Here is a 13,033-nt window from a genome sequence, read left to right as displayed (position 1 = left end):
GGTCAGTCCTGACGCAGTACGCGGGACAGGAACGCCTTGGTCCGTTCGTGCTGCGGATCCCGGATCACCCGCTCCGGCGGACCCGCCTCGACCACCACGCCCCCGTCCATGAACACCACGGTGTCGGCGACCTCACGGGCGAACTCCATCTCGTGCGTCACCACCACCATGGTCATGCCGTCCTTGGCCAGCTGGCGCATGACCTCAAGGACGTCGCCGACGAGCTCGGGGTCGAGCGCCGAGGTGGGCTCGTCGAACAGCATCAGCTTGGGCCGCATGGCCAGGGCCCGCGCGATCGCCACCCGCTGCTGCTGGCCGCCGGACAGCTGGCGCGGATAGCTCCCCGCCTTGTCCGCCAGCCCGACCTCGGCGAGCAGGGCGGTCGCGCGTTCCCGCGCGGACGCCTTCGACTCGCCCAGCACCTGCGTGGGCGCCTCGGTCAGGTTCTCCAGCGCGGTCTTGTGCGGGAACAGGTTGAACCGCTGGAACACCATGCCGATCTCGCGGCGCTTGTGGGTGACCTCGTTCTCCCGCAGCTCGTGCAGCTTGTCGCCCTTCTGCCGGTAGCCGACGAGTTCGCCGTCCACGTACAGCCGGCCGGCGTCGACCTTCTCCAGGTGGTTGATGCACCGCAGGAAGGTCGACTTGCCCGACCCGGACGGCCCGATCACGCACATCACCTCACCGGGCTGCACCTCCAGGTCGATGCCTTTGAGGACTTCCAGGCGGCCGAACCGTTTGCAGACCCCCTCGGCCTTCACCATGGGGTTCATTCGTACTCCTTACGGCTGAACCGGAAGGCGAACATCCGACTTGCCCAGCCGGGTTGGTTCGGCATCGCCGTGGAGCCGCGGGCGAACTTCCGCTCGATCCAGCCCTGGATCACGGTCAGCACACTGGTACAGACCAGGTACCAGATCGCCGCCACGATCAGCAGCGGGATGACCAGGAAGTTCTGCGCGTAGATCTGGCCGACGGTGACCATCAGCTCCTTCTCCCCGATCACCACGACCAGCGAGGTCGTCTTGAGCATGGAGATGACCTGGTTGCCGGTCGGCGGGATGATCACCCGCATGGCCTGCGGCAGGACGATCCGGCGCAGGATCTTGCCCCTGGTCATGCCGAGCGCGCTGGCCGCCTCGGTCTGTCCCTCGTCGATCGACTGGATGCCGGCCCGGACGATCTCGGACATGTACGCGGCCTCGTTGAGGCCGAGGCCGAGCACAGCCGCGACCGGGACGGTGATCGTCGCTATGGTCTGCCAGGTGACGAACTCCGGCCCGAACGGGATGCCGAGGCCGAAGGTCGGGTACAGCGCGCCCAGGTACGCCCAGAAGATCAGCTGGGTGATCAGCGGCGTCCCGCGGAACAGCCAGATGTAGATGCCGGCCGCGCCGGACACGAGCGGGTTGGGCGACAGCCGCATCACCGCGAGCACCACGCCGCCGACCACACCGACGATCATCGAGAGCAGGGTCAGTCTCAGCGTGGTGAGCAGGGCGTCCGCGATCCGGCTGTCGAACAGGTACGGACCGATGATGTCCCAGTGGAAGTTGGGGTTGACGATGATGCTGCGGATGGCGAGCGCGGCCAGCGCGAGGACGATGACCCCCGCGACCCAGCGGCCGACGTGCCGGACGGGAACCGCCTTGATCGGTTCCGCCCGGCCGTCTTCGGTTGGCGTGGACAAGGACTACTCCCGATCAGCCGGCCGGCGCCGGGTTCACCTCGGACTTGACCAACGCGCCCTGCTGAATGCCCCACTTCTCCAGGATCTTCTTGTACGTGCCGTCGTCCATCAGCGCCTGGATGGCGCCCTGCACCGCCTTGGCGTAGTCACCCTTGCCCTTGGGCACGATGACGCCGTACGGCGCGGTGTCGTACACCTGGCCGACCTGCTCCATCTGGTCCTTGGTCACCTTGATCGCGTAGTCGATGACCGGCGAGTCGGCCAGCATGGCCTGGACCCGCTTGGCGCTCAGCGCCAGGTTCGCGTCGGTCTGGGCCTGGAACTGCTGGACGGTGATCTCCGGCTGACCGGTGGACTTGCACTTGGCGGTGCGGGCCGCCAGGTCGTCGACCTGCACGGTGCCCTTCTGCACGGCCACGGTCTTGCCGCAGAGCGTGTCGAGGGTCAGCTTGTCCGGGTTGCCCTTGAGCACCGCGCCCGAGGTGCCGGCGCTGAAGTACGACACCATGTCGGCTTGCTGCAGCCGGTCGGCGTTGATGGTGAACGACGACATCGCGGCCTCGTACCGGCCGGCCGTCAGGCCGGGGATGATGCCGTCGAACGCGGAGTTCTGGAACTCGACCTCGAGGCCGAGCTTCTGGCCGATCGCCTTGCCGAGGTCGATGTCCATGCCGATGGCCTGGCCGTTCTCCACGAACTCGTTCGGCGGGTAGCTCTGGTCCTGGCCGACGATGATCTTGCCGTCCTTCTTGACGTCGTCGGGCACCATGGCGGCGAGCTTGTCGTCCTTGGTCGCCGTCGGGATCGCCGTGGCAACTTGCGACTGGCTGGTCGAACCACCACCGGTCGGGTTCTTGTCGTTCACCGTCCCGCATGCGGCACCCAGCGTCGCCAGGGCAAGCACGGGTACCACGGCGAGCAACTTGTGCCTGGTTCGTCGCGCCACAGGTCACTCCTCGTCACTGTTGTCCGGATCAAGTGTCCGCATACTGCCACCCGAGGGGCACAGTTCCCAGCAAGTACCCGTTACGAGCCTGCATCACGATGCGAATCGCCTACGATTCCCCGGTGAGTCGACACGTTCTGCCGCCTTCGAAGGTGCTCGGATCGATTCTGGCGGGTGCGGTCGGTGACGCTCTGGGCGGCGCGGTCGAGTTCGCCTCCATCGACGACATCCGCCGGCTCTACGGCCAGGACGGTCTGACCGACTACGCCTACGAGTACGGCGGCCGTGGCCGGATCACCGACGACACCCAGATGACCCTGTTCACCCTGGAAGGGCTGGTCCGCGCGCACGCGGCGCAGCGCCGGGGCGCCGAGACGGACGTCACACTCGTCCTCCAGCACGCCTACCAGCGTTGGCTCCACACGCAGGGCGACCCCTGGGAACGAGCCGGTGGCGTCTTCAAGGACGACGGCCCGGACGGTTGGCTGGTGACCAACCGCGACCTGTTCCACCGCCGCGCACCAGGCAACACCTGCCTGTCCGCGTTACGTGCCTTCGGTGCGGGCGGCGTCATGGGTTCGGTGACCGAACGGTTGAACGACTCGAAGGGCTGCGGCGGCGTGATGCGGGCCGCCCCGGCGGCGTTCTGGTCCGACGACCCCGCCGAGGTCTTCAGGCTCGCGGCGGACGCGGCGGCGTTGACTCACAGCCACCCCAGCGGCTTCCTGTCGGCCGGTGTGCTCGCCGTGATCGTCAGCGAACTGCTCGACGGCACCGCCCTGCCGGACGCGGTGACCGTGGCCCGGACCCAACTGGTCCGCTGGGACCGCCACGAGGAGCAACTGGACGTCCTGGACAAAGCGGGCGATTTGGCCGCCCGCAAGCCTTCTCCGGAGACGATCGCCGACGAACTGGGCGGCGGCTGGGTCGGTGAGGAGGCCCTCGCCATCGGCGTCTGCGCGGCCCTCGCGGCCGACGACATGGCCGACGGCCTGCTGATGGCGGTGAACCATTCGGGCGACAGCGACTCGACCGGCTCGATCTGCGGGAACATCCTCGGCGCGATGTGGGGCGTCGACGCCATCCCGGCCGCGTGGCACGCGGAGTTGGAGCTGCGCGAGGTGATCGAGCGGCTGTGTCTGGACGCGGTGGTCGAGTTCGGTCCCCGGCCGTCGCGCGACCCTGCCTGGTACGACCGTTACCCGGACCGTTGACGAGCATGACCGTCGACGAAGCCGTAGCGTTGCAGGAAAAGCTGGCGCCGCAGGTGGTACGGCAGACGCCGGAGGGATTTTCGCCTCGGGTGGCAGTGGGGTTGGACGTGGCGTACGCGACGGATTCCGACCAGTTGGCCGCCGCCGCGGTCGCCGTAGATATGTCGACTTTGGACAGTGTCGAGGAAGCCGTGGTGTTGGGGACGACCGATTTCCCCTACGTGCCGGGGCTGTTCGCGTTCCGGGAGCTGCCGTCCCTGCTCAGGGCGATCGAACAGTTGACTGTCACGCCGGATGTTCTTGTCTGCGACGGGCAGGGACTGGCTCATCCACGGCGGTTCGGGCTGGCCTGCCACGCCGGGGTGGTCACCGGGCTGCCGTCCATCGGCGTGGGCAAGCAAGCGCTTGGCCAATACGACATGCCCGGTGACGACCGGGGTGACTGGACACCCCTGGTCGACGACGGCGAGGTTGTCGGACGGGCCTTGCGGACCCAGCGACGGGTCAAGCCGGTGTTCGTCTCCATCGGCCACCGCATGGACCTGGACACCGCCACCGACCTGGTCCTCAGGCTGAGCCCGCGCTACCGGCAGCCCGAGACCACCCGGGCCGCCGATCAGGCGGGTCGCCGAGCGCTAGCGGGTGGCGTGGGCGTGCAGGACGTGGCCGACTGAGGTGGTCACCCGCGCCGCCTGGCCCAGGTGCAGCCACTCGTTCGGGACGTGGATGTTGCTGTCCGCGCCGCCGGCCCCGGTGACCAGGAACTGGGCGTTCGGGTACGTCTCGCCGAGCAGGCCGACGAACGGGATGGAGCCGCCGAGCCCGACCGTCCCCCACGGGGCGTCGTAGACGGTCTTGCTCACGTTCTCCACGGCCGCGCTGAGCCACGGCGCCATCTCAGGCGCGTTCCAGCCGCCGCCGTGCTCCTCACGCGCGATCTCCACGGTGGCGCCGTAGGGCACGTCCGTGGTGAGCAGCTTGAGCACCGAGTCCAGGGCCGCCTCGCTGTTCGCGGTGGGCGGCAGCCGGAAGCTCAGGGTCAGCGTGGTGTGGGTGCGCAGCACGTTGCCAGCGTCGGTCGGCTGGGGGAGTCCCGCGGCGCCGATCACCGACAGTGTCGGCCGCCAGCTGTTGTTCAGCACGAGGTCCAGGTCGGTGGCCGCGGCCGGTTGGGTCGTCCCGGACCGCTGGTAGGCCCGGCCGACCGCGCCCGGGGCGGCCGCCACGCTGGCCTGGGCCTCGGCCAGCCGGTGCGCCGGGATCTCGACGTTCATCTCCGGGATCAGGATCTCCCCGGTGGCCGCGTTCTCGACCCGGTCGAGCAGGGTCCGCATGATCCGGAACGAGCTGGGCACGATGCCGCTCGCCATCCCGGAGTGGGCGGCCACGTCCAGCACCCGCACGGTCAGGTCCACCGACACCAGGCCGCGCAGGGACGTCGTGATCCACAGCCGGTCGTAGTCGTTGCCGCCGGAGTCCAGGCACACCACGAGGGTCACGTCGCCCAGCTTCGGCTTGAGGTGCTCCAGGTACGCCGCGAAGTCGGGGCTGCCGGACTCCTCGCAGGTCTCCAGCAGGATCACGCACCGGGCGTGCTCACCGCCGGACGCGCGCACCGCCTCCACGGCGGCTGTCGCGGCGTACGCGGAGTAGCCGTCATCGACCGCGCCGCGCCCGTACAGCCGGCCGTCGCGCAGGACGGGCGTCCAGGGGCCGAGGCCGTCGGCCCATCCGCCGACCGGGGGCTGTTTGTCCAAGTGGCCGTAGAGCACGACCGTGCCGGCGTCCACGCCGCCCGGGGTCGCCGGTATGTCCACCACGACCAACGGGGTGCGGTCGTCCAGGCGGACGATCTCCACCGAGGCGCCCGGCAGCGACCGGCTGGCGACCCACCGGCGGACGTGTTCGGCGGCCGCGTCGAGATGGCCACGCGCCGCCCAGTCGGCGTCGAAGGCCGGCGACAGGGCCGGGACAGAGATCAACTCGGACAGGCTGGCCAGGATCTCCGACTCCCAGAGCCGGTCGACTGTCGAGTTCAGCGCGTTGTGCTCCACGCCTTCGATACTGGCACGAGACGAAAAGTAGTCCACCTCACATCGGCTGGACTTCCGGTCGGCATTGCTCCGAACGGGCTTGCTCGGGTACACACTGCGTGTCCAACCTTGGATCACCGACCATTGGGCTTCCTACCATTTTGCCTGTTCAGAGCCATTTTGAGACCATTTCCGTCGGGTGGCCGACTCACCGGATCGGCTGACGGCATGCCAGGATGGATGTGACAGCCGTCAACGCCGACTGCCGCTGTACGCCTCCCACCCGAGGTGGCGATGGCAGCTCGCGAATGGGCGCCAGGCGTCGCCACAAGTGATGCCATGGCCTCGACACGAGGAGAAGCCGCATGTCGTCCCCAGAACAGTGGACGCACCCGGAGCCGGGCGGTGGTCCAGCCGCCACCGCGGCGAAGCCGACCAAGGAGCAGGTGCTCGCCGGTTTGCGTGCGACTAACGAAGGCGGCGCGGAGCTGGTCGAGCTCCTGACGCCGGAGGGTGAGCGAGTAGCGAACCCCGAGTTCGACAAGTACGTCGACGACATCGGCGCCGAGGAGCTGCGTGGCCTGTACCGCGACATGTTCCTGGTGCGCCGCGCCGACCGCGAGGGCAACGCCCTGCAGCGCCAGGGCCAGCTGGGCATCTGGGTGCCGCTGCTGGGCCAGGAGGCCGCCCAGATCGGCGCCGGCCGGGCGCTGAAGCCGCAGGACATGGCGTTCCCGAGCTACCGGGAGCACGGCGTGGCCTGGTGCCGGGGCATCCGCCCGGAGCAGATCCTGGCCACCTTCCGCGGCACCCAGCACTCGGACTGGGACCCGGTCAGATACCGGTTCCACCCGTACACGATCGTGATCGGCAACCAGGTGCTCAACGCCACCGGGTACGCCATGGGCCAGCGGTTCGAGGGCAAGGTCGGCCCCGAGCCGGACGCCGAGGCGACCATGGTCTTCTTCGGCGACGGCGCCACCAGCCAGGGTGACGTGCACGAGGGCTTCGTGTGGGCGGCTGTCTACGACTCGCCGGTGGTCTTCTTCTGCCAGAACAACCAGTGGGCGATCTCCGAGCCGACCGAACGGCAGAGCCGGCTCCCGCTGTACCAGCGCGCCCGCGGTTATGGCTTCCCAGGCATCCGTGTCGACGGCAACGACGTGCTCGCCACGCTCGCGGTTTCCCGCTGGGCGATGCAGGAGTGCCGCACGGGCAACGGGCCTGTGCTGATCGAGGCGTTCACCTACCGGATGGACGCGCACACCACCTCCGACGACCCGACCCGCTACCGGCTGTCGGACGAGTTGGAGGCGTGGAAGCTGAAGGACCCGATCGAGCGAGTCCGGGTGCACTTGGTGCGCAACGGTCTGGCCGAGCCGGAGTTCTTCGACGAGGTCCAGGTTGAGGCCGACCAGCTGGCCTCCGAGCTGCGCGCGTACTGCTTCAACATGCCCGACCCGCCGCCCGAGCGGATCTTCGCGAACGTGTACGCCGAGCCGAACCCGTTGCTGGACAAGGAACGTGAGGACTACCTGGCCTACCTGGCCGGCTTCGAGGGAGGTGCGCACTGATGGCTGCACCAGTGATGGATCCGAAGACCCGGGCCGCCGCCGCGCCCACCAAGTTGACCATGGGCAAGGCCATCAACATGGGCCTGCGCGCGGCGATGGAGCGCGACCCGAAGGTCATCGTGATGGGCGAGGACGTCGGCAAGATGGGTGGCGTCTACCGGATCACCGACGGCCTGCAGAAGGACTTCGGTGAGCAGCGCGTGCTGGACACGCCGCTGTCCGAGTCCGGGATCATCGGCACCGCGGTCGGCCTGGCCGTGCGCGGGTTCCGGCCGGTGTGCGAGATCCAGTTCGACGGGTTCGTGTTCCCCGGCTTCGACCAGATCAACAGCCAGGTCGCCAAGCTGCACTACCGGACCCAGGGCCGGCTCAAGGTGCCGCTGGTGATCCGGATCCCGTTCGGCGGCGGTGTCGGCGCGGTGGAGCACCACTCGGAGTCGCCGGAGTCGCTGTTCGCGCACCTGCCCGGGATCCGGGTGGTCACGTGCTCGAACCCGGTGGACGCGTACTGGATGATCCAGCAGTCCATCGACAGCGACGACCCGGTGCTGTTCTTCGAGCCGAAACGGCGTTACCACGAGAAGGACGAGATCGACACCGAGGCGACGCCGTATCCGCTGTTCGCCTCCCGGGTGCTGCGCACCGGTTCGACCGCGACCCTGGTGTCCTACGGGCCGTTGGTGAAGACGTGTCTGGACGCGGCCACCGCGGCCGCCGAGGACGGCAACGAGCTGGAGGTCATCGACCTGCGCACGTTGTCGCCGCTGGACCTGGACCCGGTGTTCGAGTCGGTCCGCCGGACCGGGCACCTGGTGGTGGCCAGCGAGGCGCCGGGTGAGGTGTCGATCGCGTCCGAGATCGCCAGCCGGGTGCAGCAGGAGTGCTTCTACTCGCTGGAGGCGCCGGTGCTGAAGGTGACCGGGTTCGACACGCCGTACCCACCGGCGAAGGTCGAAGAGGAGTACCTGCCGGACCTGGACCGGGTGCTGGACGCCGTCGACCGATCGCTGGCGTGGTGACCTGTGCCGAACTACATGCGCTTCCCTCTTCCTGACGTGGGCGAGGGCCTGGTTGAAGCGGAGATCCTGACCTGGCACGTCCAGGTCGGCCAGACCGTGAAGGTCAACGACATCTTCGTGGAGATCGAGACGTCCAAGGCGGCGGTCGAGCTGCCCGCGCCGTACGAGGGTGTGGTGACCGAGCTGCTCGCCAAACCCGGTGAGACGGTCGCGGTCGGCACCCCGATCATCGTGTTCGACATCGACCCGAACGGCGCTCCTGCCTCGGACAACGGCGGCGGTGGCACCAAGATCGGCGAGGAGAGCGCGGACGGCCGGATCCAGAGCCTGGTCGGCTACGGCCCCAGGACGGGTGCGGCCACGCGCCGGGCCCGCAAGGGTGCCGCGCCGGTTGTGGTCGAAGCCCCTGCGCCGAAGCCTGAGCCCGAGCCGGTCCTGGTGCCTGCTGGCGGTTACGTGCCGTTGGCGAAGCCACCGGTCCGCAAGCTGGCCAAGGAGCTCGGCGTCGACCTGCGGTCACTGGCGGCGGACGGCCAGGTCATCACGCGTGACGACGTGCAGCGGGCGGCCACGCCCGAGCCGGCGGCGGCCCCGATCGTTGTGGCGGGCGAGCGGGAACGCCGAGTGCCGGTCCGTGGCGTCCGAAAGGCGACTGCGAAGGCCGTGACGGAAAGCGCCTACACCGCGCCGCACGTCACCGAGTTCCTCACCATCGACGTCACGCCGATGATGGAGCTGCGGGCGAGGCTGAAGAACCACCCCGGGTTCCGGGACGTGAAGCTGACCCCGTTGGCGTTCGCGGCCAAGGCGGTGTGCCTCGCGGTCCGCCGTACGCCGGACATCAACGCCCTGTGGGACGAGCAGGCGGGTGAGATCGTCTACAAGTCCTATGTGCACCTGGGCATCGCCGCGGCCACCCCGCGTGGCCTGGTCGTGCCGAAGGTGCACGACGCGGACCAGATGTCCCTGCGGGAGCTCGGCGAAGCCATCGAGGCGTTGACAGTCAAGGCCCGCGACGGCAAGACCACCCCGGCGGAGATGGCGAACGGCACGTTCACCATCACCAACGTCGGTGTGTTCGGCGTGGACACCGGTACCCCGATCATCAACCCGGGCGAGTCGGCGATCCTGGCCCTCGGCGCGATCCGCGACATGCCGTGGGTGGTCGACGGCCAGGTCGTGCCGCGCAAGGTCTGCCAGCTGTCGCTGAGCTTCGACCACCGTGTGATCGACGGCCAGCAGGGTTCGGAGTTCCTCGCGGACGTGGGTGCGCTGCTCGCCGACCCGAGCATCGCGATCACCTACTGAGCAGGGTTTCGCCCGGTCAGCCCGAGGATGCGCGCCAGCAGGGGCGCGTCCTCGGGGACCGGCACCTCAGGCCCGTAGACCCCCATGTCCCGGCCCCACTGCACGTTCTCGACGACTTCCTTGTGGACGTACGTGAGCAGCTCGTCGGCCCACACCGGGGTCCGCCCGGTCGCGGTGGCCAGGTCCCAGCCGTGCACGACGACCTCGCCGACGACCATCCCGCCGACCAGAATGGCCGGCAGCTCGGTCGGCGTGCCCATCTGCGTGACACCTTCCCAGGCCGACGGGTCACGCCATGACTCGGTCAGCTTCGCCAGGTGCGCCAGGAGTTTCGGCTGCCAGTCGGCAGGCAGTGCGGTGTCCTTCTCAGCGGTCTCGGGTGGCGCGACGAGGACCTTGCGGGCGGCGCCCTCCAACGAGGGTCCCCAGTAGAGCAGGTGGTTGAGCAGGGTCCGTACGTCGAACTCGGCACATGGTGTCGGCGCGGCCAACTGGTCCGGCTCGATCCGGCGAACCACGTCCAGGACAGGTCCGGTCGCCAGTTCAATCAACTCAGGCATGGCCTCACGGTATCCACGGTGTATTGAACAAACGCGACATAATCGAGGCCGTGAGCAGGGACGAGCGCGAACTGGACTGGCGTCGCCACCAGACGATCGAGTTCGTCGAACCGTCGCCGGACCTGGCGATGTGGGTGGCCCGGTACTGGCACGTGGAATGGCGGTACGACCAGCCGTACCGGCAGCTGGTCGTGCCGTACCCGAACGTGCACCTGTCCTTCCACGACACCACCGCCGGGATCCATGGCGTGTCGAGCGGGCACGTGTTCAAGGAGCTCGTCGGTGCCGGCACTGTGCTCGGGGTGGCGTTCCGGCCCGGCTGCTTCCGGCCGTTCCTCGGCCGCCCGGTGAGCACGATCACCGACCTGGACATCCCGGTGGACGACGTGTTCCACGGGTGGCCAGCGAAGTGCGAAATCCCCGCGGTGGAGGACTTCCTGCGAGCGAACCTGCCGGCCGCCGACCCCAGGGCGGAGCTGGCCGCGGCGATCGTCGACCGGATCGCGGGCGGGCCGGAGATCGTCCGGGTGGACGTGCTGGCCAAGGAGTACGACACCACGGTCCGCCGGTTGCAGCGGCTGTTCGCCGAGTATGTGGGGGTCGGCCCGAAATGGGTGATCCGGCGCTACCGGCTGCACGAGGTGACCGAGCGGATGGCGCGGGGTTCGGCGATCGACTGGGCCGGGTTGGCCGCCGACCTCGGGTACGCCGACCAGGCGCACTTCACCCGGGACTTCACCGCGATGTTCGGCGAGAGCCCGACGACGTACGCGGCCCGGTATTGATGTCAACCGTGGTTGAGGTTGCAGCATCGGCGGATGGTGAAAGTCGGCATCAACATCTCCGGCCAGCAGGCCCGGCTCGCCGGCCAGGTCGAGGACCTCGGCCTGGACTCGGTCTGGGCGGGTGACCATCTCGCGACCAACATGCCCGTGCTCGACGTGACCCAGACCCTGGCCACCGCGGCGGCCGTGACGTCCACAGTGGAGCTGGGCATGGTCATGCAGATCGCGTTGCGCCCGGCGGCGTGGGCGGCGAAGCAGATCGGCTCGTTGCAGACGTTGTCCGGCAACAGGGTCCAGTTGGGCGTCGGGGTCGGCGGGGAGTGGCCGGACGAGTGGGCGGCGGCCGGGATGTCGCTGGCCGGGCGCGGGCGGCGCACCGACGACACGTTGAAAGCCCTGCCGTCCCTGCTCGGCGGGCACGCGACCAGGACACCGGACACGAACGTGGTGATCCGGTTGACCCCGGTCGCGCCCACCCCACCGGTCTGGATCGCGGGCAGCAGCCAACGCGCCCGCCGTCGAGCGGCCGAACTCGGCGACGGCTGGTACCCGGCGATGATCACCCCTGCCAGGTATGCCGAAGGCCTGACCGAGATCCGCGACCTCGCCGCCGAAGCCGGCCGCCCGGCGCCGCGCGGCGGGCTCCAACTGTTCGGCGCGCTTGGCACGACCACCGACGCCCTGGCGGCGATGCTGAACAAGCAGTACAGCCTGCCGTTCGACCTCGCCGGGCAGATCCTGCTCGGCGGCGCGCCGGCCCAGGTCGCGGACCGGATCAACGAGTTCGTCAAAGCCGGCGCCGACCACGTCTCGGTGGTCGCCGCCGGCCCGGACTGGCGGACCCAGGCGGATCTGCTCGCCGAGGTGAAAGCGCTGCTCTAGTGGTCACGACCGTTAGTCGCCGAGCAGGGCCAGGTGTTCGGCGGACAGGGTCAGGTCGAACGCCGGCCGGTACGCCTCCCAGAACTCCCAGGTCCGCGGGCCGATGATCGGGATCGCGCCCTGGTGTCGCAGCCACGCCAGCACCACCTGGCTGCCGGTGACGCCGAGCTCGCCGGCGACCTTGGCGACGTTCGCCAGCCGGGCCTCGGAGTCGGCGCCGGCGTAGTGCTGCCAGACGCTGTCCTGGGTCCGTCGCGCTGGGTCCTCGTACAGGCCCGCCAGGATCGGCGAATACGGCACCAACGACACGTCTTCGTTGGCGCGCAACCAATGCAGCATCTCGTCACCGACGAAGGACGTCAGGTCCGTGCCGGCGACGGGCCGCAGGTACGAGTGGCGTTGTTGCACCGCAACGGGTTTCGGCCAGCCGTGCTGCTCGGCGAGGCCACGGATGCGTTCCAGGCGCCAGGTGCGGACATTGCTCCAGCCGATGTACCGCACCTTGCCCGCGCGGACGATCTCGTCGAGCGCGGCGAGGGTCTCCTCCAGCGGCGTCGCCATGTCGTCGACGTGGACGTAGTACAGGTCGACATGGTCGGTGTTGAGCCGGCGGAGCGAGTCGTCGATGCCGCGGCGGATGGTGTCGGCACCGGCTCCTTCGAAGTACGACTGCCAGATCTCCCAGTTGGTCGCGGTGCGGGCGCCGGCCAGGTCGGTGATCCGGCCGCCGGCCTTGGTGGCCAGGAAGACCTTGTCCCGCCGGCCGGCGAGCAGCCGGCCGAGCAACTCCTCGCTCTCGTCGCCGGTCGCGGTCGGCCCGGTCCACCAGGCGTAGCAGTTCGCGGTGTCCAGGAAGTCGCCGCCGCTGTCGAGGTAGCTGTCCAGGATCCGGGCGGACGTGTCCGGATCGGTGCTGGTGCCCATCAGCATGCAGCCGAGGGACACCTGGCTGACGGTCTGGCCTGTCCGGCCGAGTTCGACTCGTTTCACACCGTTGACCCTAGGCGCGATCGGTCTGTCGT

13 protein-coding genes are annotated in these 13,033 nt (G+C 69.1%); 7 read left to right on the top strand and 6 right to left on the bottom strand.

Going from position 1 to position 13,033, the window contains the following annotated elements; all coding sequences use genetic code 11:
* Positions 1 to 2: 2 nt before the first annotated feature.
* From EV192_RS02790 to EV192_RS02780, 3 genes are read right to left on the bottom strand one after another with little or no spacing between them, the layout of a single operon-like run.
* On the bottom strand, positions 3 to 773 hold the full coding sequence (locus EV192_RS02790; RefSeq protein WP_132110747.1) for an amino acid ABC transporter ATP-binding protein: 771 nt from the start codon (positions 771 to 773) through the stop codon (positions 3 to 5).
* Complete coding sequence (locus EV192_RS02785; RefSeq protein WP_132110745.1) at positions 770 to 1,690, bottom strand: amino acid ABC transporter permease; 921 nt, start codon at positions 1,688 to 1,690, stop codon at positions 770 to 772. The genes EV192_RS02790 and EV192_RS02785 overlap by 4 nt, the downstream gene beginning before the upstream one ends.
* A 13-nt stretch (positions 1,691 to 1,703) precedes the next feature.
* On the bottom strand, positions 1,704 to 2,636 hold the full coding sequence (locus EV192_RS02780; protein ID WP_132110743.1) for an ABC transporter substrate-binding protein: 933 nt from the start codon (positions 2,634 to 2,636) through the stop codon (positions 1,704 to 1,706).
* A gap of 122 nt (positions 2,637 to 2,758) precedes the next feature.
* Here EV192_RS02780 and EV192_RS02775 point away from each other — a divergent pair, with 122 nt between their 5' ends.
* Positions 2,759 to 3,850 carry an ADP-ribosylglycohydrolase family protein gene (locus tag EV192_RS02775; protein WP_243726596.1) on the top strand — a complete coding sequence of 364 codons (1,092 nt, stop codon included), beginning with the start codon at positions 2,759 to 2,761 and terminating at the stop codon, positions 3,848 to 3,850.
* A 5-nt stretch (positions 3,851 to 3,855) separates the two neighbouring features.
* Entirely contained in the window at positions 3,856 to 4,524 is a 669-nt protein-coding gene (locus EV192_RS02770; protein ID WP_132110739.1) for an endonuclease V, read from the top strand.
* Here EV192_RS02770 and EV192_RS02765 read toward each other — a convergent pair.
* Entirely contained in the window at positions 4,486 to 5,904 is a 1,419-nt protein-coding gene (locus EV192_RS02765) for a M20/M25/M40 family metallo-hydrolase (RefSeq protein WP_424923333.1), read from the bottom strand. The two genes, EV192_RS02770 and EV192_RS02765, sit on opposite strands and share 39 nt — an antisense overlap.
* Positions 5,905 to 6,248: 344 nt before the next feature.
* Between EV192_RS02765 and pdhA the strand changes: the two genes are divergently transcribed.
* From pdhA to EV192_RS02750, 3 genes are read left to right on the top strand one after another with little or no spacing between them, the layout of a single operon-like run.
* Positions 6,249 to 7,457 (top strand): pyruvate dehydrogenase (acetyl-transferring) E1 component subunit alpha, encoded by a 1,209-nt coding sequence (gene pdhA / locus EV192_RS02760; RefSeq protein WP_132110737.1) that lies wholly within the window; start codon positions 6,249 to 6,251, stop codon positions 7,455 to 7,457.
* Positions 7,457 to 8,476, top strand: a complete 1,020-nt coding sequence (locus EV192_RS02755) for an alpha-ketoacid dehydrogenase subunit beta (RefSeq protein WP_132110735.1) — start codon at positions 7,457 to 7,459, stop codon at positions 8,474 to 8,476. The genes pdhA and EV192_RS02755 overlap by 1 nt, the downstream gene beginning before the upstream one ends.
* Before the next feature lie 3 nt (positions 8,477 to 8,479).
* Entirely contained in the window at positions 8,480 to 9,784 is a 1,305-nt protein-coding gene (locus EV192_RS02750; RefSeq protein ID WP_132110733.1) for a dihydrolipoamide acetyltransferase family protein, read from the top strand.
* Here EV192_RS02750 and EV192_RS02745 read toward each other — a convergent pair.
* The gene (locus EV192_RS02745; RefSeq protein ID WP_132110731.1) at positions 9,778 to 10,344 is read right to left on the bottom strand and encodes a TIGR03086 family metal-binding protein; all 567 of its coding nucleotides are present in this window, start codon (positions 10,342 to 10,344) and stop codon (positions 9,778 to 9,780) included. The genes EV192_RS02750 and EV192_RS02745 overlap by 7 nt on opposite strands.
* A 50-nt stretch (positions 10,345 to 10,394) precedes the next feature.
* Between EV192_RS02745 and EV192_RS02740 the strand changes: the two genes are divergently transcribed.
* The gene (locus tag EV192_RS02740; RefSeq protein WP_243726595.1) at positions 10,395 to 11,129 is read left to right on the top strand and encodes an AraC family transcriptional regulator; all 735 of its coding nucleotides are present in this window, start codon (positions 10,395 to 10,397) and stop codon (positions 11,127 to 11,129) included.
* A 33-nt stretch (positions 11,130 to 11,162) separates the two neighbouring features.
* Complete coding sequence (locus EV192_RS02735; protein ID WP_132110729.1) at positions 11,163 to 12,011, top strand: LLM class flavin-dependent oxidoreductase; 849 nt, start codon at positions 11,163 to 11,165, stop codon at positions 12,009 to 12,011.
* A gap of 12 nt (positions 12,012 to 12,023) precedes the next feature.
* Here EV192_RS02735 and EV192_RS02730 read toward each other — a convergent pair whose 3' ends face one another.
* Entirely contained in the window at positions 12,024 to 13,001 is a 978-nt protein-coding gene (locus EV192_RS02730) for an aldo/keto reductase (RefSeq protein WP_243726594.1), read from the bottom strand.
* Between the last annotated feature and the right edge of the window lie 32 nt (positions 13,002 to 13,033).

Source organism: Actinocrispum wychmicini (genome assembly GCF_004345645.1).
In the GTDB taxonomy this organism is placed as follows: domain Bacteria; phylum Actinomycetota; class Actinomycetes; order Mycobacteriales; family Pseudonocardiaceae; genus Kibdelosporangium; species Kibdelosporangium wychmicini.
Note: the sequence above shows the minus strand (reverse complement) of the source record. Positions and strands in the feature narration are given on the sequence as shown.

Coding starts and splice junctions, on each gene's coding strand:
- EV192_RS02735 (WP_132110729.1), top strand. CDS start 11,163: ATGGTGAAAGTCGGCATCAACATCTCCGGCCAGCAGGCCCGGCTCGCC.
- EV192_RS02790 (WP_132110747.1), bottom strand. CDS start 773: ATGAACCCCATGGTGAAGGCCGAGGGGGTCTGCAAACGGTTCGGCCGC.
- pdhA (WP_132110737.1), top strand. CDS start 6,249: ATGTCGTCCCCAGAACAGTGGACGCACCCGGAGCCGGGCGGTGGTCCA.
- EV192_RS02755 (WP_132110735.1), top strand. CDS start 7,457: ATGGCTGCACCAGTGATGGATCCGAAGACCCGGGCCGCCGCCGCGCCC.
- EV192_RS02745 (WP_132110731.1), bottom strand. CDS start 10,344: ATGCCTGAGTTGATTGAACTGGCGACCGGACCTGTCCTGGACGTGGTT.
- EV192_RS02770 (WP_132110739.1), top strand. CDS start 3,856: ATGACCGTCGACGAAGCCGTAGCGTTGCAGGAAAAGCTGGCGCCGCAG.